The sequence below is a fragment of the Halomonas colorata genome (assembly GCF_014897985.1).
Taxonomy (GTDB): Bacteria; Pseudomonadota; Gammaproteobacteria; order Pseudomonadales; family Halomonadaceae; genus Vreelandella; species Vreelandella colorata.
In genome coordinates this window covers 37,974-64,131 of the sequence record NZ_JABUZA010000026.1, presented here as the reverse complement: position 1 = coordinate 64,131, position 26,158 = coordinate 37,974, and the positions used below count along the sequence as shown (strand labels likewise).

Genomic DNA, 26,158 nt, shown 5'->3' with positions numbered 1-26,158 from the left:
ACGGGGACGGCTCATGGATCCTCCTAGGTACCTTTAGTATAAGGCCTAGAGGTGTCTACGAAACCCGGGGCGATTCACTGATTCACTACCTACCGCATCATTTAGCGAGACGCTATCGTTCTTGTTTAAGGTAATGGCCCCTAATATTGCTAAGGGAGTGATCGTTCGCCGTCCAGGCGTTGTCCATTTTGCTGAGCGTTGGGCGCTGGATAAACGCTCCGTAAAACAGGTGCAGGCGTTCAGCAATAAATATGGCAAAGGCCCGCTACTTTTTAAAACACCTTTCAAACCCATGGCACTGGTATTAGACCCAGACGATGCCAATCGGGTGATGGAGGAAACGCCCGAACCGTTCGCAACGGCAGAAACTGCAAAACAGAGCGCGCTTTCCCACTTTGAACCGGATATGGCGTTGATCTCGCACGGAAAGGCCCGCAAAGAGCGGCGACGTCTAAATGATGACGTATTACAAAGCGGCTGCCCGATGCACCGCTTTTCTGCGCATTTTACCCAGGTGGCTGAGGAGGAGGTGGACGCGCTCCTAAAGACCGTTTACCACCATAATCATCAGTTGGATTGGCCATTATTTTTTGATGCCTGGAATCGTATCGTACGCCGCGTGGTGCTCGGTGACGCTGCCCGGGATGATTACCCGCTCACCCAGGAACTGATTCAACTGCGTAAGGCAGCTAACTGGGGTTTTATGCGCCCCAAGCGTAAACGTCTACGGCAAAAATTTCATGACCGTTTAGCGCATTATGTAGAGCAAGCTGAACCCAATAGCTTGGCGGCGAAACTATCGGGTTACGCGCCTCAAGGCCAGGCGAAGCCGTTGGATCAGATGCCCCAGTGGCTGTTTGCTTTTGAGCCTGCCGGCATGGCGACGTTTCGAGCGCTGGCGTTAATTTGTGCTCATCCAGCCCAAGCGGAGCGGGCCCAGGCGGAGGCTAATCAAAAATCGCAGCCTCAATCCGATAACCCCGTCTTAAAAGCCTGTGTGCTGGAAGCCTTGCGGCTCTGGCCAACAACGCCTCTTATCTTGCGCGAAACAACCGAGCGGACATGCTGGTCACAAGGTGAAATGCCGACGAATACTACGCTGCTTATTCATGCACCGTATTTTCATCGGGACGATCGCCAGTTGGAAATGGCTAACCGCTTTGCGCCCGATATTTGGCTAGACCCAGAGCAGTTTAAACACTGGCCACTGTTACCCTTTAGCGGAGGTCCTGGTATTTGCCCTGGAAGACATATAGTGCTGCTGGTGACCAGTGCTGTATTGGCTGCCCTGATTAAAAATCATCGGTTCAGCCTAGATCCGCCGGACAGACTGAAGGAGGATGAGCCAATGCCCGCGCTATTGAGCAATTTCCATCTCTGCTTTCGCGTTAAACACGTGGACTCTATAACAACCCAGGAAGACTCTGCATTATAAAGATATGGTTATATAGACATTGTCATCAATACCTTGCTGTCAAGGCGCTGTTATCACAACAGCATTTTAATCGTTCATCTCGCTGTCGGTAGCGGCAAGAATGGCAAGTGGTTGCCAAAGGTTTATGACCTAGCCCGGCCTGCTTCTTCATGCATGTGCATTGCATCCTTGCATGGCGCTCGCTAAAGTTCCGTCTTCTTTGAGTTTACGAATGCACGGAGCAGGGCGCATGGCCACCTTAATGATCCAAGGCACCACCTCAGATGCGGGCAAAAGCACGGTGGTTGCAGGGCTATGCCGCGCTTTAAAACGTCGTGGCATCTCCGTTGCTCCTTTTAAACCTCAAAATATGGCGCTAAATAGTGCTGTAACCGAAGACGGCGGGGAAATCGGCCGTTCTACTGCTTTGCAGGCGCAAGCGGCAGGCGTTGCTCCGCATAGCGATATGAACCCTGTGCTGCTCAAGCCTGAAACCGACCGTGGCGCCCAGGTTATTTTGCGCGGCAAGGTCTACGGGCACATGGACGCGCTGGATTATCATGCCTTCAAACAGACCGCCAAAGAGAGCGTAATGGCGGCCTGGCAAGCGCTTGAACGCCGCTTTGATGTGATTATTGCCGAAGGGGCAGGCAGTCCTGCTGAAATTAATCTACGCAAGGGCGATATTGCCAATATGGGGTTTGCTGAAGCGGCCGATTGCCCTGTACTGCTGGTCGGTGATATTGACCGAGGGGGCGTATTTGCTCAGCTAGTCGGCACGCTTGAATTACTCAGTCAAAGCGAGCAGACCCGCACGCGGGGTTTTATTGTTAATCGTTTTCGTGGCGATATTGGCTTACTCAACCCAGGCCTTGAATGGTTGACCCAGCGGACAGGTAAACCCGTGTTCGGCACTTTGCCCTATCTGCAGGGGTTATTGCTGGATGCCGAAGATAGCGTTGGCTTAATTCAAAAAACCGCGCAGACAGCGCCATTAAAAATCATCGTGCCAGCCTTGCCGCGTATTAGTAACCATACTGATTTTGACCCGCTGCGCCTTCACCCTCAGGTGGCGCTAGCGTTTATTGGCCCGGACCAACCGATTCCGCCTGCCGATGTAATTATTTTACCGGGCAGCAAAAGTACCGCCAGCGATTTGGCGTGGCTTAAACGCCAGGGTTGGGAGTCGGCGATTCAACGTCATCTTCGTTACGGCGGCAAGCTGCTGGGTATCTGTGGCGGCTTTCAAATGCTGGGGCAATGGGTAGACGATGCAGCCGGTCTTGAAGGCGAGCCGGGGCACGTACCGGGTCTAGGTTTATTGCCGCTTACCACGCAAATGGTGCCAGGCAAGCAGCTGCGTAACGTAAGCGGCGTTTTGATAGTCGGTGGTGCTGCCGTGACCGGTTATGAGATTCATAACGGGGTAAGCGATGGGGCGGCGCTAGCAAACCCGCTATTTGAGCTAAATGGTCGGATGGAAGGGGCGGTCAGTCAGGACGAGCAAATAATGGGCACGTATCTGCATGGTCTGTTTGATCACCCAGAAGCTTGCCAAGCGCTTTTAGAGCGCTTGGGGCTGGTGCACGCCGAACCGGTTGATTACCTGGCTCATCGCGAGCGGGAATTGGATCGCTTGGCGGATTTGCTGGAGGCGCATTTGGATATGGATGCCATTTTAGGGCTTATTCAATCCTGAGATGTTTAGCCACGGCTGGCACGCTTAGCCATCAAGGTAATTTCAAGATGACTATCGCCGCAGATAGAGGGCGACTCAGTGCACGTGCGGGCCGGGTAGCAACCTGGCTCGAAGAATTCGGCATAAATAGTGTTCATCGCGCTGAGGTCTTTTAAATCAGCCAAATGGATGTCAACACGCACCACATCCGCTAAGCTGCCTTCTTCTTGGTTCAGCATGCGTTCAAGCTCGCGCATTACCAGACGCGTTTCTTTCTTGATATCGCCTTTGGCAGCGTGGCCGTTAGAAAGGTCGGCAACGGTCAGACCTGAGATAAACACATAGTGATCATCAATCACCATGTGACTTCCCGGAAAATCTGGCTTGGGTAGCGTAGGGTCGTTGATAAACTGTGGCATTTATCCTCCATAGGGCAACAAAAGTGCTCAATTTTGTGACTATTCGTATCCCGATCAGTTCACATGCATTAACGTAGCTAATACGGTTAGCAACAGCTTAAAGAGAGCGTAATGAAGGTAGTTCAGATTAAAGACGCAGGGCAGCGAGATGCCTGTTTAGCGCGGTTATGCGCTGAAGTATATGGTCAGCAGGCAGGGTTAACGCCGCTGGTGGTATTTACTGGTACGCGTAACGTCCTGTTTACCCAGGAGATCGCGCGTTTAGTGGCGGGCGTTGATGGTGCCGGTAAGCCGTTAGCGCTAGCGTTATTGGTACTGGATGAAGCGGGTGAAGGCATGACGATTACCCACGCCTGTGAGCTGGAGTCGGCTGGCGCCAAACAGCGTCTAATCAGCGAGCTGTCACTTAAAGCTCCGCTGCGAGTTGAGGTTGATAGTGCCGAGCAGGAAGCCATGTATCAAGCGAGCGGCATCAAGCGCTGGTTTGATGGGCAGGATAACAAGCGTATCGGCTTGAGTGCTCGTCATCCGGTCAGCGATCCAGGTGAGCTAGCTGCCACGGTCGCGCTGGATGAGGCGTTGATTCTGCGGCGCTTCAAGCACGATGCCAAAGCGTTTGAAAGCGCCAAGCAGGACTTTCTAAACGGTTTAAACCAGTTTCCCGCAACGCTTTAAGAACATGCTTAACCAGTGAGCTGGCCGAGGCTACTTTTTGGCCAGCTCGCGCATCGCGCTTTCCAGCCCTTCCAGCGTCATGGGGTACATACGGTCTGTGATAATTTCACGGATTAATTGCGTGGAGTATGTGTACTCCCAGACACGGGGCGGCATAGGATTAAGCCACGCCAAGTGGGGGAACGTCTCGCAGACGCGTTTAAGCCACAGGCCGCCGGACTCTTCATTAAAGTGCTCAACGCTGCCGCCCCGGTGAGTAATCTCATAGGGTGACATGGCCGCATCGCCAACAATGACTACCTGATAATCAGCGCCATAAGTGTGCAGCACATCCATGGTCGGGATGCGCTCGCTGCCGCGCCTTGAATTATGCCGCCATACGCCTTCGTATAGGCAGTTGTGAAAGTAGTAGTGTTCAAGATGCTTGAATTCCGAGCGGGCAGCCGAAAACAGCTCTTCGCAGACACGAATATGGTCATCCATTGAGCCGCCTACATCCAGAAATAGCAGCACTTTAACGGCGTTATGGCGTTCAGGGCGCATCTGGACGTTCAATAAGCCGCCATCTCGGGCCGTTTCGCGGATGGTGCTGTCGACGTCGAACTCTTCTAAAGCGCCCTGGCGAGCAAACTTTCGCAGCCGGCGCAGAGCCATCTTGATATTGCGCGTGCCAAGCTCCAGTGAATCGTCATAGTCGCGAAAACGCCGCTCATCCCATACCTTTGTTGCGCGGCGATGGCGTGAGCCTTCCTGGCCAATGCGAATGCCTTCAGGATTATAGCCATAGGCGCCAAACGGGCTGGTGCCGCCGGTACCAATCCATTTATTACCGCCTGCATGGCGCTCTTTCTGCTCTTTCAGGCGCTTTTTAAAGGTTTCGATCAGCTCTTCCAGGCCACCTAGTGATTTAATCTTGGCTTTCTCTTCTTCAGAAAGCTGTTTCTCGAATTCACGGCGCAGCCAGTCATCTGGAATCAGTGCCTCGATGGCGGCGTCCATGTCTTCAAGGCCTTTAAACCAGGCGGCAAAGGCACGATCAAAACGGTCAAAGTGGCGTTCGTCTTTTACCATTACCGTGCGGGCAACCTGGTAGAACGCTTCCATATCGGCAAATACCACGCCACGTTCAACCACCGCGTGCAGGTCCAATAACTCACGCAGCGAAACAGGCACGCCCGCACGCTTTAAAGTTTCGAACAGACCAATAAACATGGCTTAACGACCTGTGCCTTTCTGACGGCGTAACATAAACGCCAAGCGTTCAAGCAGCTGTGTATCCTGCTCGTTTTTAACCAGCGCGCCGGCCATGGGCGGCAGGGCTTTGGCCGGGTCGCGGTTGTAAAGCGCTTCCTGGGCAATTTCATCGGCCATCAGCAGTTTTAGCCAATCCACTAGTTCTGAGGTCGAAGGCTTTTTCTTTAGGCCAGGGGCATCTCTGAGTTCAAAGAATACGTTTAACGCTTCGCTCACCAGCCGGGGCGCAATATCAGGAAAATGCACATCCACAATCGCCTGCATGGTGTTGCGGTCAGGGAACTCGATGTAGTGGAAAAAGCAGCGGCGAAGAAAAGCATCGGGCAGCTCTTTCTCGTTATTGGACGTAATGATAATGATGGGGCGCTGCTCGGCGCGAATCGTTTCACCGGTCTCATAAACGTGAAACTCCATGCGATCAAGCTCTTGAAGCAGGTCGTTGGGAAACTCGATATCGGCCTTATCGATCTCATCGATCAGTAGTACCAAGCGCTCACCGGCGGTAAAGGCTTCCCATAGTTTGCCGGGCTTGATGTAGTTGGCAACGTTTTCCACGCCCTCAACACCCAGTTGAGAATCGCGCAGGCGACTAACCGCATCGTATTCATAAAGGCCTTGGGCCGCTTTGGTGCTGGATTTGATATGCCAGGTAATCAACCGAGTGCCTAGCGATTCGGCCAGCTCTTCCGCCAGTAGGGTTTTACCGGTGCCCGGCTCGCCTTTGATAAGCAGCGGACGCTCAAGAACTACCGCGGCGTTAACCGCCTGTTTAAGTGCGTCAGTGGCAATGTACGAAGAGGTGGATTCAAACGCCATGGGGGAGCCTCCGCTTGTCGAAAATCGCATTGTCAGAATTTCAAACAAGTGTACGTGAGGGTAAACGTCAAGGCTAATGGACTGTTGTTTCCGCTCTTATTTAGGTGCGCCAATTAGGTGGCACAATCCCTTGGCGTTGCATTTGTCTGTAGACCGTGGGACGCGAAATACCCAGTATCCGGGCGACTGCGCTTACATTCCAGTGGTGATCACGCAGCAGCGAGACTAACTGCTGGCTGGGCTCTGAGCTTTTAGCCTCAGCATGGTGAATAGGCTGGCGGGTAATACGTTGGCTAAGACACTGCTCGGGTAAGTCCTCAACGGTGATCTCGTTATTTTCTGCTGTGGCTAGCGCAAAGGCGAGCGCGTTTTTGAGCTGCCGAATATTACCAGGCCAGGCATAAGCTAAGAGCGCACTAATAGCATCCGCCCTTAGGCGTGGCGTTTCATTTGCCGCTCGCGCGCAGACTAAATCGTTAAATACACGACGAATCACATAAAGTTTATCGGCGCGTTCGCGTAGGGTCGGTAAACTCAGCTGTGCACCATTTAAGCGATAATAAAGGTCTTCTCTAAACTCACCGCGCTCAATCAGCGCTTCGATGTTGCGATGACTTGCTGTAATAACCCGCATATCCACGTGGATTGGGGTGCTGGCTCCTAGAGGCATTACTTCGCGCTCGGATAAAACACGCAGGAGTCGTGTTTGCAGGGACAGCGGCATATCGCCAATCTCATCCAGAAAAAGAGTGCCGCCGTTGGCCTGGGGTATCAGGCCACGCATACCTTTAACACGGCCGCCGGTAAAGGCGCCCGGTTCATAGCCAAACAGTTCACTCTCGATTAGCGATTCAGGAATAGCGGCGCAGTTTACTGCTATAAAAGGCCCTTCTGAGCGGTGTCCGCTATTGTGAAGTGCGCGGGCGACTATTTCTTTACCTGTACCTGTTTCTCCACTAATCAACACGTTAACACTAATTTCGTTGCGTAGCCGCTCGGCCAGTTTTTGTACTTTACGCATGGCGGGATCATCGCCGCCTAAATGAGCTAAAGGTTCAGATAGCGAATTGGTGGGCGCTTGTAAGCGCTCTGCAGTGCGCGGACGGCGCGGTTCTAATAGGCTAATAAAGTAAATGACACTGTCGGCCCGAGCGCGAAACGCGCGCAGCTGGTCATCGACAGCGCTATTAATATTGAGCACATCGGCAATATCACATTCAAATAATTCGCTAAGATGGGTAGTGGATATAGCCGACCAGGGGGGCCAGCGTTGATGATGGTTGGCAAGTAGCTCACGGCCTACTGCATTAGCGGCAATTATCTGGCCGTTCTCCTCAATGGCGATTAAACCGCGCCCGTTAACATGCACAAATTCCCGAGAGGTATCCAAGCGCACCATGAGACAGTCGCGGTAGCGCTGTAAAAAGTAGGCGTCCTCAATCATGCGTGCGTACAGAGTTACCAATGAAAGGCTAAAGTTTTGGCTTTCATGCTGGGTAGGAGAGTGTAAGGCTGAGATATCCAGCACGGCCATCACATTGCCTTGAGGGTCAGTAATGGGAGCTGCCGTACAGGTAAGCGCAATGTGGGAGGCATCGAAATGCTCCTCTCGGTGACAAATAATCGCTTGGCGGTCGTGAAGACAGGTGCCTACTGCGCATGTCCCTGCAAAGCGCTCATCCCAGTCGGCACCTAAATAAAGCCCAGCTTTGCGTAACTGCTGGTCTTGGTCGGTATTGCCTCGAAATTCCACCGTAATACCGCGATGGTCAGTAAGCAGTAGCACGTAGCCTAACGTGGCAATTTGACTATACAGTTGGTCGACCCCGGCTCTGGCTACGTGCAAAAGCTCGTCGACCGACTCTCGGTGTTCAATGAGCGTTTGCTGCGGCACAACTCGTGCTGGGCGCGGTTGAGTAGGGTCTAGCTGGTATTCATTTAGGCAGCGCAGCCAAGAGTTGCGAATGGTCTGTTTGGCCGGTAAATGGGGCTTATCCAACCCGTCGCCGAGCTGAAAAATATGTTCAATGTGTTGGCGCTGGACGGGCTGAAGCCGTGCGGGCAGTGGTGCATTCATCGGCATAGTGTTGCTCACCTGGCGCAGTTGTTCTTGTTCTTTCAGCCTAAGCATTGTGACGCCGGTGTCAACGCAGCTTTATTACTCCGTTAGTCGGGCGTTACACCTGTAATGCTGGGTTGTAAACAGTGTTACAGAAAATACGCCTCTAAGTAACGTCAATATCTCTATTTTTTTGTTATTTTTCAGTTGCTTATTTAATTTTTGGTTGGGTTGGCACGATGGGTGCTTAGGTATGCTGTGAAGCATTATAAAAAGCAGTTGTGAAGACTATTGTGAAACGGTTCTTAAAACGGTCTTTGAAAACAGTTCTGGCAAGACGTAAGCGTTAACACAATAACAATCGTGAATCGGAGTCCTTGTTATGACACAGCAAACCGCCACAGCTATCGCGCAAGCTTGGTTAAGTGAATTTGATAACGCCTTACAGGCTAAGGATATTCAGCGAGTGCTCGCGCTATTTGGTGATGAGTGCTACTGGCGAGACTTTGTCTCCTTCACCTGGAATTTAAAAACCTGTGAAGGCAAAGACGCTATTCAAGCCATGCTAAAGGCCACCCTGGATAACACGCGACCATCCAATTGGAAGCTAGACGGTGAAGCGGCCATGAATGGCGATATTTGCGAGGCGTGGTTTACCTTTGAAACAGCGGTGGCGACTGGTAAGGGATATTTACGCTTAAAAGAGGGTAAGTGCTGGACGCTACTAACGACAATGCAGGAGTTAAACGACTTTCCTGAACCGCGCAGACATAACCGCCCCAAAGGAGCTGAACACGGGGCCAACAAGCAGCGTGAAACTTGGCAGGAAGCTCGCGAGCGGGAAGAATTAGAGTTAGGTTATTCTCAGCAGCCCTACTGCGTGATTATCGGTGGTGGACAGGGTGGCATAGGCTTAGGCGCGCGGCTTAAGCAAATGGGGGTGCCAACAATTATCATTGAGCGAAATGAACGTGCCGGTGACTCCTGGCGTAAGCGTTATAAATCGCTCTGCCTACATGATCCAGTATGGTACGACCATCTGCCTTATATCCCTTTTCCAGAAAATTGGCCGGTATTTGCCCCGAAGGATAAAGTGGGTGACTGGCTGGAAATGTACACCAAGGTCATGGAGCTCAATTACTGGAGCTCTACCGAGTGTCAGAGCGCTCATTATGACGAGGCGGCCCGAGAGTGGGTGGTTAAGGTTAGGCGAGACGGTGTTGAGGTTACTCTGAAGCCTAAGCAATTGGTCATGGCCACAGGTATGTCAGGTATGCCCAACGTACCGAATTTTCCAGGCGCGAATGATTTTGAAGGTGAGCAGCAGCATTCAAGTCAACACTCTGGACCGGATGCCTACACAGGTAAAAAATGCGTTATTGTCGGTTCTAATAATTCCGCTCACGATATAGCCGCTGCTCTCTGGGAGCATGATGCTGACGTGACTATGCTGCAGCGCTCATCTACTCATATTGTGAAATCAGACTCGCTCATGCAAGAGGTGCTGGGGCCGCTTTACTCAGAGGAAGCCGTTGCCAGCGGTATTACTCATGACAAAGCCGACCTTCTTTTTGCCTCTATCCCTTATAAAGTACTACCGGATTTTCAGCGTCCGGCATTTAACGCGGTACGCAAGCGCGATGCCGCCTTTTATAAAAAGCTAGAAGATGCTGGCTTTATGCTTGATTTTGGCGACGACGACTCTGGTTTATTTTTAAAATATTTGCGCAGAGGTTCAGGGTATTACATTGATGTAGGAGCCTGTGACTTGATCGCCAACGGCGATATTAAGCTGCGCAGCGGCGTGGGGATTGAGTGGGTTAACAAGCGCTCCATCACGCTGAGTGATGGCAGTGAATTACCCGCCGATTTAATCGTTTACGCTACGGGCTATGGTTCTATGAATGGCTGGGCAGCGCGGCTTATATCTCAGGAGGTGGCCGATAAAGTGGGCAAATGCTGGGGACTGGGTTCTGATACCACTAAAGATCCTGGCCCGTGGGAAGGGGAGCTTCGCAATATGTGGAAGCCAACCCAACAAGATTCGCTCTGGTTTCACGGCGGGAATCTGCACCAATCGCGCCATTACTCCCACTATTTGGCGCTGCAGCTAAAAGCTCGAATGGAAGGGATGGAGACGCCAGTCTTTGGTCTGCAGCCTGTTCACCATAGTGCTTAAAAGCGCGCATTAAAGTACACATGAAGAAGGTTGTACGTTTATAAGGCAACACTACTTAAAAATGGGCTGCGCTGGTGCAGCCATAGCTTATAAAGAATTTGTTAGCCATCTGTAATTGTTATAATTTTTTATATGCTAATGATTTTTATGATTTTTTGTAAAAGTGGCACACGGTTCGCTATGTATTAGGCAAGCAGCAAATGAACAGAGTAATCAGCAATAGTCGGTTGCTTTCCCTTCTTTGCAACACCGGCGCGGTGAACATGCCGCGCGGTACACAGAGTGAGCTGGCGTGCTCCACCTAGGCCTCCTTCGGGAGGTCTTTTTTTATGTCTAATGAAAATTAAACTTGTACAAAAGTATAAAAAAATTCCACACATAATTTGGAAACACTGTTCGAATAGTATATATTGTATAGGCAAGCCGGTTGTCCGGCGCTGTTCCCAGCTAAAACGCAAAGAGGATGAACCAAATGCGCAACTTAAAATTGATTTCAGCCGCTGTGATTACTGCTGGTTTTGCCCTGGCAAGCCAGGCGGCGTTGGCATATAACGCAGGCGATGCATTTGTCCGCGGTGGTTACGCTAAAACGGATACCGGTTCAGGCAACGGTAATATCCTTGGCGATGAACTGAATGTTCAAAACGAGAGCGGCTTCACCTTCGGCGCTGGTTACCTGTTTACCGATAAAGTGGGTGTTGAGCTCAATAGCTCTGAGAAATTTGAGCACCAGCTGAACACTGCTAATGCAGGCGATATCGGCAGCATCGACCGCTTGCCCGTTAATCTGCTAGTGAACTACTACCCGCTGGGTGGAATGGATTCACGCGTACAGCCTTACGTTGGTGCGGGTCTGAACTACACGCGTTTTTCTGGCGAGCCGGAAAACGTTGATGTTAAAGCAAGCTATGGCGCTATCGGCCAGGCAGGCGTTGACCTAGCGGTAACTGAAAATATTCTGTTGAACGGTTATGTAAGCTATGCCGATGTCGACACTGATGTACGCGTTGGTGGTGACACGGTAGGTAAAGTAGACATGAACCCGGTAACGATCGGCGGTGGTGTTACTTACCGCTTCTAACGTCCTCTGATTGATCGACGTTAGTCATCTCAAAACGCTCGGCAAACGCCGGGCGTTTTTGTGTATGTTCGATTTACCCGCTTTTAAGCTATCTCTAACGGTAAAGGAGTAGCCACATGACCACATTCTTCGTTGATACCCATTGCCACTTCGATTTCCCCCCCTTCGCGGATAATGAAGCGCAGAGTCTTGCGTGGGCGAGCGAGGCCGGGGTCGAAAAAATCATTGCGGTGGGCGTAACAGCCGAGCGCTTCGGCGGGGTGATGGCGCTGGCCGAGCGCTTCGACCCGGTTTACGCCGCGCTCGGCATTCATCCGATGGCAATCGGCGAGTTCGAAGAGGCGCATCTCGACCGGCTCGAGGTATGGCTTCGCCAAAGACCTAGCAAGCTAGTGGCGATCGGGGAGATCGGGCTGGATCTTTACATCGAGGACCCGCAGTTCGAAAGGCAGGAGGCGCTGCTTCAATCGCAGCTGCGTCTGGCGCGAAAGTTCGAGCTGCCTGTGATCCTTCACTCCAGGCGCGCCCACGACAAGCTCGCGATGCACCTAAGGCGAGTCGAGCTACCAAGGACCGGGGTAGTGCACGGTTATGCCGGCAGCGAGCAGCAGGCACGGGCTTTCATCGAGGCAGGGTATTATATCGGCGTGGGCGGCACGCTAACGTACGAGCGGGCCACCAAGACCCGCCGAACGCTTTCGCGCCTCCCGCTTTCATCGCTTTTGCTCGAGACCGACTCGCCGGATATGCCGGTGCAAGGGTTTCAGGGCGAGCCCAATCGCCCTGAGCGTATTCGCCACATCTGGAATAGCCTTTGTGAGATTCGCGAAGAGTCGCCGGAGGAGATTGCCGAGGCCATTCGCGACAATACCCGCCGGCTTTTCAGGATCTGATTGGTTAAAATCGTCAGCGTCAGAGGGACGACCCCTTCGAGTCTGGGAGGCTCAAGGCGTCAGGTTCTCGAAGCTGGATTCGGTGACCAGCACGTTATCTTCAATACGGATCCCACCACAAGGCAGCAGCTGATCAACCAGCGTCCAGTTAATGGGCAACGCTTTATCACGCAACGGTTTCAAGAGCATGGGTATAAAATAGAGCCCCGGTTCGATAGTCACGACCATGCCAGGCTTGAGCGTGCGTGTTAAACGCAGCGCAGGATGCTCAGTGGGCGCAGGAGCAGGGGTGCCATCTGGATGTCGTAAGCCCGCGACGTCATGGACCTGAAGACCCAGCGAATGACCTAGCCCATGTGGACAGAAAGCACGCGTAACGCCTTCTTCAACGGCTTGCTGGGCGCTGCCTTTAAAAAGATCGTGAGCGACCAGGATATTTCCCAGAGAGTGGTGCATCTGTTTATGCAGCCCAACGTAATCAACGTTGGGCACGATGCTCTCAACCATCTCATCTTTCAGGCGATGCAGGGCGTTCACCAGTTCGCCAAAAACGGCGGGCGCATCGGGCCCGGCATAGGTACGCGTTATATCCGCGCAGTAACCTCGAAAGCGCCGCCCGGCATCCACCAGCAGGCTAAAACGCTGTTTGGGAGGCGTTAAGTCATAGTGTTGGTAGTGCAGGACACCGGCATGGTTATTCAAGCCAATAATATTTTGATAGGGAACGTTTGATTCGCGCTGTCGGCTAGCGGCAAGGTATGCCAGTTGAATATCAAGCTCACCCGAGGCACCAATAAATGCGGTTTGCGCCGCCTGATGGCCTGCAATGGCCAGCCGGTTGGCTTCTCGCAGGCAGGCTACTTCATAAGGCGTTTTGAACATACGCAGCTCATCAAGTGCCTGAACAAGCGCATTAGGAGCCACGTCCGCCTTCAGCGCCTGGCTGATATCGGTACTAACGCTTTCAATATCGCCAATTACGACGGCTTTGCCCGTAAACGTCGGAGCGGTTTTAGTGCTGCATAAATGCACATCTATGGCGGATACCCAGGGCTCTTCCGGGAGCTTTGTAGGTAGATGCCAAAAATCATCCGGCGCATAAAGATAGAGCTGAGGGCGCGTATTCGGCGCAATGACCAACCAGCTGTGCTGAATATCCGCAAGCCCCACCCAGTGCATAAAGTGGCCATAGGTCTGAAAAGAGGCGGCATGATCGTCAGCAAAATGGTAGTCAGCGTGACCGCTATAAATCGCCAAGCTGTCAAAGCCGGATTTAGTTAGCACCTGTTCATATGCGCGTTGCAAATGAGCGATATGTTCAAGCTGCAGGTTGAAAAGCGTCGTTGACATGCAAGCGTATCCTGTTAACTACGTGAAGGGGCGAGTTCGCTCCAGAATTTATCCAATTCGGCGTGGCGCTGAAGTTGATGTCGATACAAGCGCAGCTCCATGGGTACATCCCAGCGGCTATCGCCTGCTCTTACCAGGGTGCCCTGGGTAAGCTCTTTCGCGACGCTGCGCTCGGGAAGCCAGCTCATGCCGTACCCAAGCAGTACAAGCTCTTTAATACCGGCTGCGTATAGGTTTTCGCTTTGCGCATTCAGGTAGGTGCTGTGTGGCAATCTGGCCAAATGAGCCTTTATCGCAGAGCCGAGCAGGCCTCGCTTTGGATAGGCGAGCCAGGGCGAGGGATGAGCGCGTGTTCCCGGCAATGCCGCACTGGGCTCGCCTTGCGAACTTAGGCCGGTAACCGGTATCAGTCGTTCATGACCGATGACCTTGTAAGTGCTGGCGCTAGTATCGATTTCCAGATCGCAGCGCCCCACAGGCCAGTAACAAATGGCTAGGTCGCACTCCGCGCGTGCCAAGGCTTGAAAATAATCGTTGGCTACCCAGCCGGTGGCTCGCAAGTAGGGCTGTACCCGATCCTGCCAGCCGGTCGAGGCGAGCCATTCCGGCAGGAAATGGCCAAGCAGGCTCTGCGGGGCCGCCACCATAATGCGTCGCTGCTGGCCGGCATTAATTTCCCGCAGGCGATCACGCGTCAAGCGTACCCGTTCCGTTACCTGCTCGCAGAGCGTAAGAAACTCCTCGCCCGCGGGTGTTAACGAAAGTGGTAACGTCTGACGATTGATCAGCGTAACGCCCATTTCTTCTTCCAGCAGTTTAATGCGCCGAGAGAAGGTGGGCTGGGTGACATGTTGATCGTCGGCTGCGCGCGAAAAATGCCGTGTTCTGGCCAGGGCAATAAAGTCTTCTAGCCAGCGAATTTCCATGCGATACCCCGCAGTGAGATGACTTGCTTGGCCAATGAATACCTAATCATAGGCGGCCTTCCTCAACAGCGTGACACGCAACCCGCGTACCGTCATCCTGCATTTGCAACTGGGGAATTTCCTGGATGCAGCGCGCGTTAGCGTACGGGCAGCGGCCATGAAACACACAGCCGCTAGGTAGATTGACCGGGGTCGGCACTTCGCCCTTAAGGCGAATATGCTGTGGTCGGTCATCTTCAAGGCGTGGAATCGAAGAGAGCAGTGCCTGGGTATAGGGATGACGAGGTTTGGCAAACAGCGTTGCAGTAGTGGCTATTTCGCACACGGTACCTAGGTACATGACCGCGACGCGTGTACCAAAATGCTCAACAACGGCCAAGTCGTGGGTAATGAACAGGTAGGTTAAATTGCGCGCGTTTTGGGCTTCCATCAAGAGATTCAACACCTGCGCCTGAATTGACACATCCAAGGCCGAAATGGGCTCGTCGGCGACGATAAACTCAGGATCCACCGCCAGCGCACGGGCAATGGCAATACGCTGGCGCTGGCCGCCGGAAAACTCATGACCAAACCGCTTTCCCCAGTCGGGGTCGATACCCACCGAGCCCATAACGTCTTTAACTTTGTCGGCAATCTGTTGCCGATTCCAGTTTGGATGGTGCAGGCGCAGGGGTTCTTCCAGCGTTTGCTGAATGGTCATGCGCGGGTTAAGCGAGGCGTAGGGGTTTTGAAAAATCATCTGCATGCGCTTGCGATAGGGCAGCAACTGACGCGAGCTTAAATGATCGATTCGCTGGCCGTCATAATGAATTTCGCCTTCTGAAGGTGAAAGCAGCCCCATCACCGTACGGGCAACGGTGGATTTACCGCAGCCGGACTCACCCACCACGCAGAGTGCTTCGCCACGGTTGATCTCGAGGTTGACCCCGTTAATGGCGTGAACGTGCTCCTGGTGACGAATAAGCTTGCCGCCTTTAAAGCGCAGCTGGTCAAGAAAATCACCTGATAGCGAAAAGCGCTTTTTAAGATCGCGAATTTGCAACAGTGGCTGGGCTGTATCGACGTTTTCAGTGGGGATGTGGTTGGCTGCCATGGCGCTTGTCTGCGTGCTCATTGGCTTTCCTCCTTTAAACGACGATCTTCCATTAGTTCAGCCACCATATGACAGGCGACCTGGCAGTTACCCGCCTGCACAAAACCAGGTACCTGTTCAATACAGGCAGGGCGGGTTTGGCCATCGGCGCGCTTGATAAAGTCGCAGCGCGGATGAAAGGCGCAGCCGCTGGGCAAATTGGAGAGCGACGGCATGCTGCCGCGAATCTGATTCAGCTTCTCGCCTGGCGTGGCCATTTGGGGTAGGGCGTTGATCAGCCCTTGGGTGTAAGGGTGCTGCGGGTCGTTAATGATCTCGCGCGTGGGGCCTTGCTCGATCACACGCCCGGCGTACATGACCAGCATGCGCTGGGTAACCTGGCTTACCACACCCAGGTCATGGGTAATCAAAATAAGCCCGACATTGTGCTGCTCGCAAAGATCCAAGAGCAGCGCCATGATTTCCGCCTGGATGGTCACATCCAGCGCAGTGGTTGGTTCATCGGCAATGATGATATCTGGGTCAAGCAGCAGGGCAATGGCGATAATAATACGCTGGCGCATCCCGCCGGAAAGCTCGTGCGGGTACTGGTCCAGGCGCTTTTCCGGTGAGGGGATTTGCACTTGGCGCAGCTTATCCAACGCGATGGTACGGGCTTCTTTTGAAGAAATGCGGCGGTGGGCTTTCAGACACTCGACCATCTGCTCGCCAATCGACAACACCGGATTAAGGGTCATCATCGGATCTTGGAAGATCATCGAAATACGGTTGCCACGTATTTTACGCAGCCCGCGCTCCGACATGGTGTTAAGTGTTTGCCCTTCAAAGGTGATACTGCCACCCGCGATAAAACCTGGCTTGGCAATCAGGTTAAGCAGCGAAAAGGCGGCCACTGATTTACCCGCACCAGACTCGCCTACAATGCCCAAGCGTTCGCCGCGTTCAAGCGTAAAGCTTACATCGCGTATTGCCTTGACCTCGCCCTGACGCAGGGCAAAGCGTACATCTAACTGGGAAACTTCAAGTAATGCCATGATGTCCTCAGCCCTTATAGAGTCGTGGGTTCATGACATCGCGCAGCCAGTCGCCCAATAGATTGATAGACAGCACTAGCACGACCAGTACCGCACCGGGAATTAATGTGATCCACCAGGAACCCGACTGAATGTAGTCAAACCCCGCTTTGATTAACGAGCCAAGTGATGGGTGAGTTTCGGGCATGCCCAGCCCCAAAAACGACAGCGCTGCTTCAGAAATAATTGCGTTGGCAATCTGTACGGTGGATATAACAAAAATCGGGGAAAGCGTGTTGGGCAACACATGGCGGAACATAATCCGCTTGCTGCGCAGCCCCATGACACGGGCGGCGTCCACATACTCTTTGTTTTTCTCTGCCAGCACTGAGGCACGTACCGTTCGAGCGTACTGTGGCCATTCGGCCAGGCCGATAATCAACACCAGCATGAGAACCGCGTACTGGCTATAAAAGGAGCTGCCCATGGTGGCTTTCACCACGGCGCCCACCACGATAGCGACCATTAGAGTGGAAAAAGACAGCTGGATATCTGCCAGGCGCATAAAGAATGCATCAACGCGACCCCCCAGATAGCCTGCCATCAGGCCAAAGGTCACGCCTAGAAGCGCTTGCAGAATAACGGCGCCAAAGCCGATTAAAAGCGACACGCGCGTACCGTATAAAACGATCGACCAAAGATCGCGTCCTTGAGCATCGGTACCCAGGATATAGCGCTCGTCGGTACCATCAATCCAGAAAGGCGGCAGCTCAGAGGCAAGAATATCGATCTGGCGCAAATCATAGGGATCGGTCGGTGCAATCAGCGGCGCGGCAAAAGCGGCTACTACCAGACAGATAAACACGGCAAGGCATAGCTGCGCGGTACGGTCGCGCTTAAAGCTGTACCACAGAAAGGAGTCGCTAAAGCGCTGGAAGCGGCTAGGTGCCTTGGTTGGCTTGGTTGTCATCGTCATGCGGGCTTACCAGTCAGTTTTACGGTGGGGTTCACGTAGCCGTAGATCAAATCCACGATGGTGTTTGTCACCACGAAAATGACGCCGACAATCATCAGATAGGACACGATGAGCGGGATATCAGCACGGTTGATCGCATCCAGGAACATAAGGCCCATGCCTGGCCACTGGAAAACGGTTTCAGTCAGGATGGTGTACGCCACCATGGTGCCAATTTGCACGCCGCCCACGGTTATGACCGGCAGCATGGTGTTTTTAAGCGCATGAACAAAATACACGCGGCGCATGGAGATACCCTTAGCGCGGGCATATTTCACGTATTCAGACTGCAGTACTTCCATCATCTCAGCGCGAATTAAGCGAATAAACAGTGGCAGCATAATGGAGGCAAGTGAAATGGCGGGTAGCACTAAATGCTGCAAACCGCTCCAGGAAGCAAGGTTCGTATCCCAATGGCCGACCACATGCACTAAGTCGTAGCCACGCCCAAACGACGGCATGTTGCCTTGGGTAGAGAGCAAACCATTAAGCCATGCGCCCCAGCCGGTACTTTCGGGGAATATCGACACGGTGATGCCGATGGCAAATATTTGAATAAGCACGATAGCGGTTAAAAATACCGGTATCGAGATACCAATGATCGAAACGCCCATGAAAAATCGCGAAATAATCGAGCGCGGTTTAATTGCACTGTATACCCCGATAGGCACCGAAAAAATCACGATAATTAACGTTGCCGCAAACACCAGTTCAAGCGTTGCTGGCAAATGGCGGGCAATAACGCTGAGCGCCGGTTCGCGGTAGAAGTAGGAGTAGCCAAAGTCTCCCTGCACCGCATTCTTGGCAAAGCGCACATACTGCACCATGAACGAATCATTAAGGCCTAAGCGCTCGCGTAAGGCTTCGCGTTCACTTTCGGGGACCGACTGTCCAACCATTTGTTGTATCGGGTCACCCAGGTTGTCCTGAATGGCGAAGGCCAGCACGCTGATGACGAACATCACCAATACCGCGTGCATCAGCCGCTTGATTAAAAAGGCAATCATGGCGTACGCCACCTATGTAATAGTGTTTAACAAAGGAAGTAGAAACAAGTTTTAGTTAACGTTTTGCAACGGGTTTTGACACAGCACGCGCTTCGCTCTCCAGGTAGCTGGAGAGCGAAGCATCCGTGCAGGTAACTTACAAAGCGTTAATCAAACTTAGCGATTGATGACGAGATCGCCCAGGTAGGGGAAGTCGACGGCGTTAACAACAGGCTCAACGTCTACGCCCTCAGCGGCAGCGTAAGCCAGGTTCTGCCAATGCAGCATAATGAAGCCAGCATCTTCATACAGCATGGCTTCGGCTTCACGCAGCATTTCGTTACGTTTTTCAAGATCGGTGGTGCTGTCGGCTTCGGTAACTAGTGCATCAATTTCTTCATTGCAGTAGTTGCCGTAGTTGTATTGACCCGCACCCGTTTCGTCATCGATACAGAAAGACAGATACTGGAAGAAGTTAGCCGTATCTTCGGTATCTGAGTGCCAACCCAGCATTGCGATATCCGACTGGCGGGTATCATACTCAGGCCAGTATTGGGCCAGCGGCATGGTGCGCAGATTCACCTGGATGTTGATGCGCGACAGCATGTTGGCGACAGCCTGGGCAATCTGTGCGTCATTAACGTAGCGGTTGTTCGGCGCGATCATGTCAACGCTAAAGCCATCTTCATAGCCCGCTTCCGCCATCAGCTCCTGGGCGCGCTCAAGATCGTAACGCGGTACCAGGTCCGGGTTATGGCCTGAGTAGCCTTCCGGTGAGAACTGGCCGGCCGGTGTGGCAAAGCCGCGCATTAAACGGTCAGCGATGCCTTCCTGATTGATGGCAAGGTCGACGGCTTGACGAACGCGAACGTCCTGAAATGCTTCAACTTGTTCTTCGTTAAGCTGGAAACCGATAATACGGGTACCCGGTACTTCGAAAAGATTGACATCACTTGCTTCGCGCACGCGCTCCAGATCATTGGGCGGTACTGCGTCGATAAAGTCGACGCCGCCAGACAGCAGGGCGGCTACGCGTGAAGCGTTTTCAGCGATGGGGGTTAACACGATGCTGGACACATTGCCTTCACTTTCCGTGTCCCAGTAATCTTCAAAGCGCTCAAAATCAACGCGCACGCCCTGGCGGCGGTCAGTCAACACAAACGGACCGGTACCGGAGACGTTACGTGATGCAAAGGAATTGCCGGCTTTAACGATTTCCGCTTTATCACCGCCACCCTCAGCTTCACCGGTGTAGAACTGGCTATCCATCGGGAAAATATACGTTGCCAGGTTAAGCATCAGCGGATAAGGCTCGGCAGTGGTAATTTCCACCGTGTAGTCATCAATGGCTTCAGCGCTTTCGATAGGCTCAAAAATCGCCTTATAGTCTGGGCTCTCTTTTAGACGCTCAATGGTCCACACTACGTCTTTCGCTGTGAACTCATTACCTGAGTGAAAGGTAACGCCTTCACGTAGCGTCATGCGCATGTGTGTATCGTCTTTTTGCTCCCACTCGGTGGCCAAGCGTGGCTCAAAATCGAAATCTTTGGTCCAGCGCACGAGAGGGTCGAAAGCAAGGTGAGAAAAACGCAACATGCCGCCTGATAGCTGTTCGTGAATATCGAGGGTTTCGGGATCAGCCGAGTAGCCTATGCGTAAGGTTTCAGCACTGGCTGTCAGGGGTAGCATTGCACCACCTGCTACCGTGGCACCGATAATAGAAGCCAGTAACGTTTTCTTGAGCGTCATAATTGTTCCCATTTTTTGATGGTTTTATTGTTCGCTTTAACGCTTAAATGCATTACAAAAGCGAGTAAAACATACACGGTCAGCTTGTAAGCTAAGCTATTAACATAGAGAGTGACTCTTACGTCGCACAATCGAAATAATGACAGGCTCTATTCATCTACTGAATGATTACGCTTATAGCGGCGCATGACGCAACAAATGTTAGACAAAAGTCTTATCTAAAAAATAAACGAGCGTTTGGTTATTTTCCGTACGCACACCAACAAGGCGTTAAAAGGTTGTAAGAAGGTTGTGATGAAAACATGTAGCTGGAGCATATTACTGCTAGCCGGATTACTTCCGTTAACCACGCAGGCCACGAGCATTGAAGGAACGCTTGAGGGCGAGCCGCGTGAGTGGTTTATTTTAAGTGAGGGCCGGGATTCAAATGCTTCTTTTATAGAAGTAGGCGATCAACAGCAGGTGACAATTTCCGGGTTTATCGAGCCTGATAACTGGAATGCCCATGAAGCGCTCTCGATCAGTTTAAGTATCGAAGATAATCAGCTTATCGACTCCCAGGTCGTGCACTTGATCGGCAACACCGCCATGCCGCCTCTTTATACTTCAGAAGGGGGCAGTGTCACCGTCACGTTGGAGCATTTTGAACAGCAAGGCAGTCAGGTTCACGTTACCGGACATATTCAGGGCATCATGGCATTACAGAGTGATTTAGATGCAGCGCCAAGCCAGGATGAGGGGATCGACATCGATGTGCAGTTCGATGTTGAAGCCTATCGTGTCGAGTTCTAAGCCGGGTCGCGTTCTAAGCGCCGAACTGTTGATGTAGCCACTTATTAATATCATCCGACTCATACAGCCACTCTTCACGGCCATCTTCATGGTGAATTTTCAGGCAAGGCACCTTGGTTTTACCGCCTCCTTCAACCAGCGCCTGCTTGTGAGTCGGATCAAGCTGGGTTTCCCGCAGCTCAATGGTGAGGCCCAGACGGGCTATTTCTTTGCGTACCTTGATGCAAAATGGGCAGGTGCGAAACTGATAAAGGGCTAAACGCTGACAGGCTTGATCGACGCGTGCCTGCTCTTCGGGAGGGCGTTCAATGGCGCTCGGCGTGGTGAGTTTTTCCGAGATAATCATTATCGGTGCCAGCACCAAACGAACACCTCGAAAAAAATAACGAATTAAAACGCGCATTGTAAGCTCCCTTGCAGGCCCTAAGCATATGGCCTGCGTTTGTCGATAGGTATGGCAGTCAATCTTAGGTATGGCAGTCAATAAGAATGGGCGCATCCTGCAACAATCGAGCGCATTTGTCACTTGGCTGACCACCTTTGACCTGCGCTTAGCATGAAGACGGCCAGTTTTGGAGTTTAAATCCAACGCTTATGGATGAGCATTCCAGCCGGGCATGCTAGTCTTTTCAGCTATTTGTTTGCTGTTTACTATGTTGTTAGGGGCGCACGCCATGCATCTTCACATTATCGGTATCTGCGGCACCTTTATGGGTAGTCTTGCGCTGTTGGCACGTGAGCAGGGCCACCAGGTCAGCGGATCGGATGCAAATGTCTATCCGCCCATGAGTACGCAGCTGGCTGAGGCAGGCATTACGCTAATGGAGGGCTATCGTGCAGAGCACCTTGAGGCGTCTGTCGACTTGGTTATCGTAGGCAATGCGTTATCGCGCGGAAACCCGGAAGTAGAGGCGCTGCTTAACTGTGGCTTGCCCTATACCTCTGGTGCCCAGTGGCTTGCCGAGCATGTTTTGCCAGGGCGGCGCGTAATTGCCATTGCCGGGACCCACGGTAAAACCACCACCGCCAGTTTATTGGCCTGGCTACTTGAGAGCGCTGGCCAAGCGCCGGGTTTTTTAATCGGCGGCGTACCGCGTAACTTTGGTGTTTCGGCGCGCCTGGGCGACCCTCAAGGCCCCTTTGTGGTTGAAGCCGATGAGTATGATACGGCTTTCTTCGATAAGCGCTCCAAGTTCGTTCACTATCGCCCAGATATTGCCGTTCTCAATAACCTTGAGTTCGACCATGCGGATATTTTTTCAGACTTAGCGGCCATTGAGCGCCAGTTCCATCATCTCGTGCGCACTGTACCAAGCCAGGGCCGCCTGCTGGTCGCCGACGAGCAGCCAGCTCTTGAGCGCGTTCTGGCAATGGGCGCCTGGACACCGGTTGAGTACTTTGGCGAGCAGGCCGAAAGCGCTTGGCAGCTCTGCCTGGAACGTCCCGATGCCAGCCGTTTCCAGGTCATTTACCGTACGCCGGAAGGTGAGGAAGACAGTGTTGTTGAATGGCCGTTAAGCGGTGCCCACAACGCGCGTAATGCGTTGGGTGCGCTGGCCGCCGCCCAACAGTGCGGCGTTGACTTGGCCCGCGCCTGTGCGGCTCTGTCACGCTTTGAGACCCCGCGGAGGCGCCAGGAGGTGCGTGGCGAGGTGAAAGGCGTTCAGGTGATTGATGACTTTGCCCATCATCCCACCGCAATCGCCGCCACCTTGGAAGGCTTGCGAGCCACCACGACCAAGGGGCGCTTGCTGGCGGTCATCGAGCCACGCTCCAACACCATGCGTCTGGGAGCGCTGCGTGATCGGCTTAAAGAAAGTATTGCCGATGCCGACCAGGTCTACTGGTATCAGCCGGAGGGGATTGACTGGTCGATGGACGAACTGGTCGCAGAGCAGGGCGCCAAGGCCCATCTGTACCGTGAGATCGATGCATTGGTAAGCGCGGTGGTTAGCCAGGCGGAGCCGCTGGATCGTATCGTTGTCATGTCTAACGGTGGTTTTGAAGGCGTACACGAACGTTTGTTGAGCGCACTAGCGGCAAAGGAATCCATGGCGTGAGTAAAGATTTGTGCTTTAAAAAACCGGTTACCGTCGCGTTAACAGGTGCATCCGGCGCGCAGTACGGCTTGCGGCTGATTGACGTGCTGGTAGAGGCTGGCCATGAAGTGTGGGTCATGATCTCCAAGGCGGCGCATATGGTCGTTGCGACAGAAACCGATATCACGCTACCCGCGCAGCCAGATAGGCTGGCCAAGGCATTGAGCGAGCGCAGCGGCGCGCAGCCGGGGCAGATCCGCTGTTTTGGTCGGGAAGACTGGATGGCCCCCGTGGCATCAGGCTCCGGTGCGGCATCCGCCATGGTCATTTGCCCCTGTTCAACCGGCACGCTTTCCGCGGTGGCAACCGGAGCCAGCAACAATCTGATAGAGCGCGCGGCGGACGTGGCGATTAAGGAGCGGCGAACGCTGGTGATGGTGCCTCGGGAAAGTCCGTTTTCGCCTATTCACCTGGAGCATATGTTGGGGTTAAGTCGATTGGGCGTGGTGATTCTACCTGCCGCGCCCGGGTTCTATCATCGTCCGCAATCAATTGAAGATCTTATCGATTTTATCGTCGCGAGAATTCTTAATCAGCTGGGAATTCAACATACTTTGATGCCCCGTTGGGGCGAGCTTGATGCTGACGCAGGCGATACTGCTAAGGATGACCAATGACCTGGGCAACGCTGTCGATATTTGTGCCAACGTTTCTATTCGTATCGCTGACGCCTGGCATGTGCATGACCCTTGCGATGGTGTTAGGCATGACCCAGGGCGTAAAGCGTACGCTTTGGATGATGATTGGTGAGCTTTTGGGCGTGGGGTTGGTGGCAGCCGCTGCGGGGGCCGGCGTCGCTGCATTAATGTTGCGTCAGCCCGAGCTTTTTATCGCCTTTAAATGGATTGGGGGCGCTTATCTAGCCTATTTGGGCGTGATGATGTGGCGCTCTCGTGGGCGGATGGCCATACCCAATGAGTTAAATGCCGGCCCGCCCGCTGGTCGTCTGCAGTTAGCCATGCAGGGATTTGTTACCGCGGTGGCTAACCCCAAGGGCTGGGCTTTCTTTATGGTGCTGCTGCCGCCTTTTCTGGACAGCAGCCGCCCTCTTGCCAGTCAGCTTAGCCTGCTTATCACGGTGATCCTGCTAATTGAATTTGCCAGCATGCTGGTTTATGCCACCGGCGGTAAAACGCTGCGTAAAACGTTGGGTAAGAGCGGCAATGTTCGGCTTCTTAACCGAATTGCCGGCTCGTTGATGATAGGCGTGGGCGCGTGGCTGGCGCTAGGCTAACGCGTTGAGCTAAAGCTCTGAGCTATACCGGTGGAAAGAAGCCAACCCGCACGCTGATCAGGATAAGTGAGGCTACGCCTAATAACTGCCATGGGCAGGGAGTTAACGGTTGGCGCGGATAGCGTTGCCAGCTTAAGCGTACCAGCGCGCACACCACCAAGCCCAGCAGCGCGCCGCCGATCAGGTCACTAAACCAGTGCACGCCGATAACTAAGCGGGATAGGGCCATGGGAACGGCTAAGGCAATTGCCGCCCAGTAAACCCAGGCGCGTTTTTGGCGCGAGAGTTCTGAGGCTACAAATGCCGCCAACAGCCCCAGAACCACCACCGATGTTGAGGTATGGGCGCTGGGGTAGGAGAGCGATCCGGTTAGATAGTCCGGCGTGTCTGGGCGGGCACGGCCAAAATATGCCTTGCCAAAAGTATTCAGAAACGCGATGCCACCGACGGCTAACCCCCAATGCAGTAGGGCATCAATCCGCTTATTAAACAGCATCCATAAGCCCCACGGCGCAAGAAGCGTGGCGATGCCCAGCTTGTCACCTATCTTGGCAAATACCGCCCCAATTTCAATTAACGTATCGTTTTCCAGCCAGGTGAACAGCCGCTGTACATAGAGGTCGAGCATTAAAGGACCGTCGTGGTGTATCACCATCAGCGTCCAGCCAGAGAGGCTGGTGAGTGCAACGATAAACAGCAAGAGTGAGGCGAGAGGAACTTCGCCAGACTGACTCATGGAAAGCCATGGGCGACGCATCAACGGGACTTTTCGCGCCAGGCGGGCCATAGCGAGATATAGGCGCCCATGACGCCCCACCTGGGCACGGCCCCAGGAGAACACAACGGCCAAGACCACAATGCTGGCTGCCATAATGAGCAGGGCTAACTTGATCCCCGGCGGCACGTTGAGGTGCTCTTGCCAAGTGCGCCCCAGTAAATAGCCCGGCAACAGATAAGCCGGTGCCCATAGAGCGGCTGAGCCAATATTAGCCCATAAAAAAGTACGCGGCGGCATGCGCATCATGCCCGCGACCAGAGGAATAATCGGCCTTACCGGGCCTACAAATCGGCCAATGAATACCGAATAAAGGCCGTAACGTTCAAAAAAACGCACGCCTCGCCCCAGCCATTCGGGATGCGCGGAAAGCGGCCAGCGTTGGGTGATTTGCGCACGTTGATGATAGCCAAGGCTAAAGCTAACGCCGTCGCCTATTACCGCCCCTATAAACGCGGCCATCATCAGCCAGGGAAGCCCTACCAGCTGATGTCCCGCAAGTGACGCCACTGCCGTAATCAGCACAACACCGGGTACCAACAGGCCAACCAAAGCCAAGGACTCAGCCAATGAAATCAAAAATACCAGCAGGATTAGCATTAACGGCGATAGCGAGAGCTGATAAAGGTTATCGGCTAAAGACACAAAAAACTCCTAA

General features: G+C 53.2%; 23 protein-coding genes. 10 read left to right on the top strand and 13 right to left on the bottom strand.

The window, feature by feature from the left end; all coding sequences use genetic code 11:
• The first annotated feature begins 133 nt into the window (after positions 1 to 133).
• Both INT33_RS13495 and INT33_RS13490 read left to right on the top strand, forming a co-directional pair.
• On the top strand, positions 134 to 1,435 hold the full coding sequence (locus INT33_RS13495) for a cytochrome P450 (RefSeq protein ID WP_226940190.1): 1,302 nt from the start codon (positions 134 to 136) through the stop codon (positions 1,433 to 1,435).
• A gap of 229 nt (positions 1,436 to 1,664) precedes the next feature.
• Positions 1,665 to 3,113, top strand: coding sequence for a cobyric acid synthase (locus tag INT33_RS13490; protein WP_193092131.1), 1,449 nt, complete (start codon positions 1,665 to 1,667; stop codon positions 3,111 to 3,113).
• A gap of 5 nt (positions 3,114 to 3,118) precedes the next feature.
• Here the strand turns inward: INT33_RS13490 and INT33_RS13485 are convergent, their stop codons facing one another.
• Positions 3,119 to 3,511 carry a RidA family protein gene (locus INT33_RS13485; protein WP_193092130.1) on the bottom strand — a complete coding sequence of 131 codons (393 nt, stop codon included), beginning with the start codon at positions 3,509 to 3,511 and terminating at the stop codon, positions 3,119 to 3,121.
• Between the two features lie 111 nt (positions 3,512 to 3,622).
• On the opposite strand from INT33_RS13485, the gene INT33_RS13480 reads away from it, so the two are divergent.
• Positions 3,623 to 4,186, top strand: a complete 564-nt coding sequence (locus tag INT33_RS13480; RefSeq protein WP_193092129.1) for a hypothetical protein — start codon at positions 3,623 to 3,625, stop codon at positions 4,184 to 4,186.
• Positions 4,187 to 4,216: 30 nt separating this feature from the next.
• Here INT33_RS13480 and INT33_RS13475 read toward each other — a convergent pair whose 3' ends face one another.
• From INT33_RS13475 to INT33_RS13465, 3 genes are all read right to left on the bottom strand, one after another.
• Positions 4,217 to 5,398 carry a vWA domain-containing protein gene (locus INT33_RS13475; protein ID WP_193092128.1) on the bottom strand — a complete coding sequence of 394 codons (1,182 nt, stop codon included), beginning with the start codon at positions 5,396 to 5,398 and terminating at the stop codon, positions 4,217 to 4,219.
• A gap of 3 nt (positions 5,399 to 5,401) precedes the next feature.
• On the bottom strand, positions 5,402 to 6,256 hold the full coding sequence (locus tag INT33_RS13470; RefSeq protein WP_193092127.1) for an AAA family ATPase: 855 nt from the start codon (positions 6,254 to 6,256) through the stop codon (positions 5,402 to 5,404).
• 100 nt (positions 6,257 to 6,356) lie between these two features.
• A complete protein-coding gene (locus INT33_RS13465; protein ID WP_193092136.1) occupies positions 6,357 to 8,339 on the bottom strand; it encodes a sigma-54-dependent Fis family transcriptional regulator in 1,983 nt (660 codons plus the stop codon).
• 358 nt (positions 8,340 to 8,697) lie between these two features.
• Between INT33_RS13465 and INT33_RS13460 the strand changes: the two genes are divergently transcribed.
• The 3 genes from INT33_RS13460 to INT33_RS13450 all read left to right on the top strand — a co-directional run bounded on the left by INT33_RS13460 (position 8,698) and on the right by INT33_RS13450 (position 12,468).
• Positions 8,698 to 10,494: an NAD(P)/FAD-dependent oxidoreductase gene (locus INT33_RS13460; RefSeq protein ID WP_193092126.1), complete on the top strand. Its 1,797-nt coding sequence runs from the start codon at positions 8,698 to 8,700 to the stop codon at positions 10,492 to 10,494.
• Between the two features lie 472 nt (positions 10,495 to 10,966).
• Positions 10,967 to 11,575, top strand: a complete 609-nt coding sequence (locus INT33_RS13455; protein WP_192537829.1) for an OmpW/AlkL family protein — start codon at positions 10,967 to 10,969, stop codon at positions 11,573 to 11,575.
• 116 nt (positions 11,576 to 11,691) lie between these two features.
• Positions 11,692 to 12,468 (top strand): TatD family hydrolase, encoded by a 777-nt coding sequence (locus INT33_RS13450; protein ID WP_193092125.1) that lies wholly within the window; start codon positions 11,692 to 11,694, stop codon positions 12,466 to 12,468.
• Between the two features lie 51 nt (positions 12,469 to 12,519).
• On the opposite strand, the gene pepQ is transcribed toward INT33_RS13450, so the two are convergent.
• From pepQ to INT33_RS13415, 7 genes are all read right to left on the bottom strand, one after another.
• Positions 12,520 to 13,818, bottom strand: a complete 1,299-nt coding sequence (gene pepQ / locus INT33_RS13445) for a Xaa-Pro dipeptidase (protein WP_193092124.1) — start codon at positions 13,816 to 13,818, stop codon at positions 12,520 to 12,522.
• Positions 13,819 to 13,832: 14 nt separating this feature from the next.
• On the bottom strand, positions 13,833 to 14,744 hold the full coding sequence (locus INT33_RS13440; RefSeq protein ID WP_193092123.1) for a LysR family transcriptional regulator: 912 nt from the start codon (positions 14,742 to 14,744) through the stop codon (positions 13,833 to 13,835).
• 46 nt (positions 14,745 to 14,790) lie between these two features.
• Positions 14,791 to 15,837, bottom strand: coding sequence for an ABC transporter ATP-binding protein (locus tag INT33_RS13435; protein ID WP_193092135.1), 1,047 nt, complete (start codon positions 15,835 to 15,837; stop codon positions 14,791 to 14,793).
• A 17-nt stretch (positions 15,838 to 15,854) separates the two neighbouring features.
• The gene (locus tag INT33_RS13430) at positions 15,855 to 16,871 is read right to left on the bottom strand and encodes an ABC transporter ATP-binding protein (RefSeq protein WP_192537832.1); all 1,017 of its coding nucleotides are present in this window, start codon (positions 16,869 to 16,871) and stop codon (positions 15,855 to 15,857) included.
• Between the two features lie 7 nt (positions 16,872 to 16,878).
• Positions 16,879 to 17,826, bottom strand: coding sequence for an ABC transporter permease (locus INT33_RS13425; protein ID WP_192537833.1), 948 nt, complete (start codon positions 17,824 to 17,826; stop codon positions 16,879 to 16,881).
• A complete protein-coding gene (locus tag INT33_RS13420; RefSeq protein ID WP_193092122.1) occupies positions 17,823 to 18,872 on the bottom strand; it encodes an ABC transporter permease in 1,050 nt (349 codons plus the stop codon). The genes INT33_RS13425 and INT33_RS13420 overlap by 4 nt, the downstream gene beginning before the upstream one ends.
• Positions 18,873 to 19,028: 156 nt before the next feature.
• Positions 19,029 to 20,600 carry an ABC transporter substrate-binding protein gene (locus tag INT33_RS13415; protein WP_193092121.1) on the bottom strand — a complete coding sequence of 524 codons (1,572 nt, stop codon included), beginning with the start codon at positions 20,598 to 20,600 and terminating at the stop codon, positions 19,029 to 19,031.
• A gap of 294 nt (positions 20,601 to 20,894) precedes the next feature.
• Here INT33_RS13415 and INT33_RS13410 point away from each other — a divergent pair, with 294 nt between their 5' ends.
• A complete protein-coding gene (locus tag INT33_RS13410; RefSeq protein WP_192537836.1) occupies positions 20,895 to 21,392 on the top strand; it encodes a hypothetical protein in 498 nt (165 codons plus the stop codon).
• A gap of 13 nt (positions 21,393 to 21,405) precedes the next feature.
• Here INT33_RS13410 and INT33_RS13405 read toward each other — a convergent pair whose 3' ends face one another.
• Entirely contained in the window at positions 21,406 to 21,795 is a 390-nt protein-coding gene (locus INT33_RS13405; RefSeq protein ID WP_193092120.1) for a glutaredoxin family protein, read from the bottom strand.
• Positions 21,796 to 22,066: 271 nt separating this feature from the next.
• Between INT33_RS13405 and mpl the strand changes: the two genes are divergently transcribed.
• From mpl to INT33_RS13390, 3 genes are read left to right on the top strand one after another with little or no spacing between them, the layout of a single operon-like run.
• Positions 22,067 to 23,452: a UDP-N-acetylmuramate:L-alanyl-gamma-D-glutamyl-meso-diaminopimelate ligase gene (gene mpl / locus INT33_RS13400; protein WP_193092119.1), complete on the top strand. Its 1,386-nt coding sequence runs from the start codon at positions 22,067 to 22,069 to the stop codon at positions 23,450 to 23,452.
• Positions 23,449 to 24,108, top strand: a complete 660-nt coding sequence (locus INT33_RS13395; protein ID WP_319643930.1) for a flavin prenyltransferase UbiX — start codon at positions 23,449 to 23,451, stop codon at positions 24,106 to 24,108. The genes mpl and INT33_RS13395 overlap by 4 nt, the downstream gene beginning before the upstream one ends.
• A complete protein-coding gene (locus INT33_RS13390) occupies positions 24,105 to 24,725 on the top strand; it encodes a LysE family translocator (RefSeq protein ID WP_193092118.1) in 621 nt (206 codons plus the stop codon). Before INT33_RS13395 ends, INT33_RS13390 begins: the two co-directional genes overlap by 4 nt.
• Positions 24,726 to 24,747: 22 nt before the next feature.
• On the opposite strand, the gene INT33_RS13385 is transcribed toward INT33_RS13390, so the two are convergent.
• Positions 24,748 to 26,145 (bottom strand): bifunctional DedA family/phosphatase PAP2 family protein, encoded by a 1,398-nt coding sequence (locus INT33_RS13385; protein WP_193092117.1) that lies wholly within the window; start codon positions 26,143 to 26,145, stop codon positions 24,748 to 24,750.
• Positions 26,146 to 26,158: the final 13 nt, after the last annotated feature.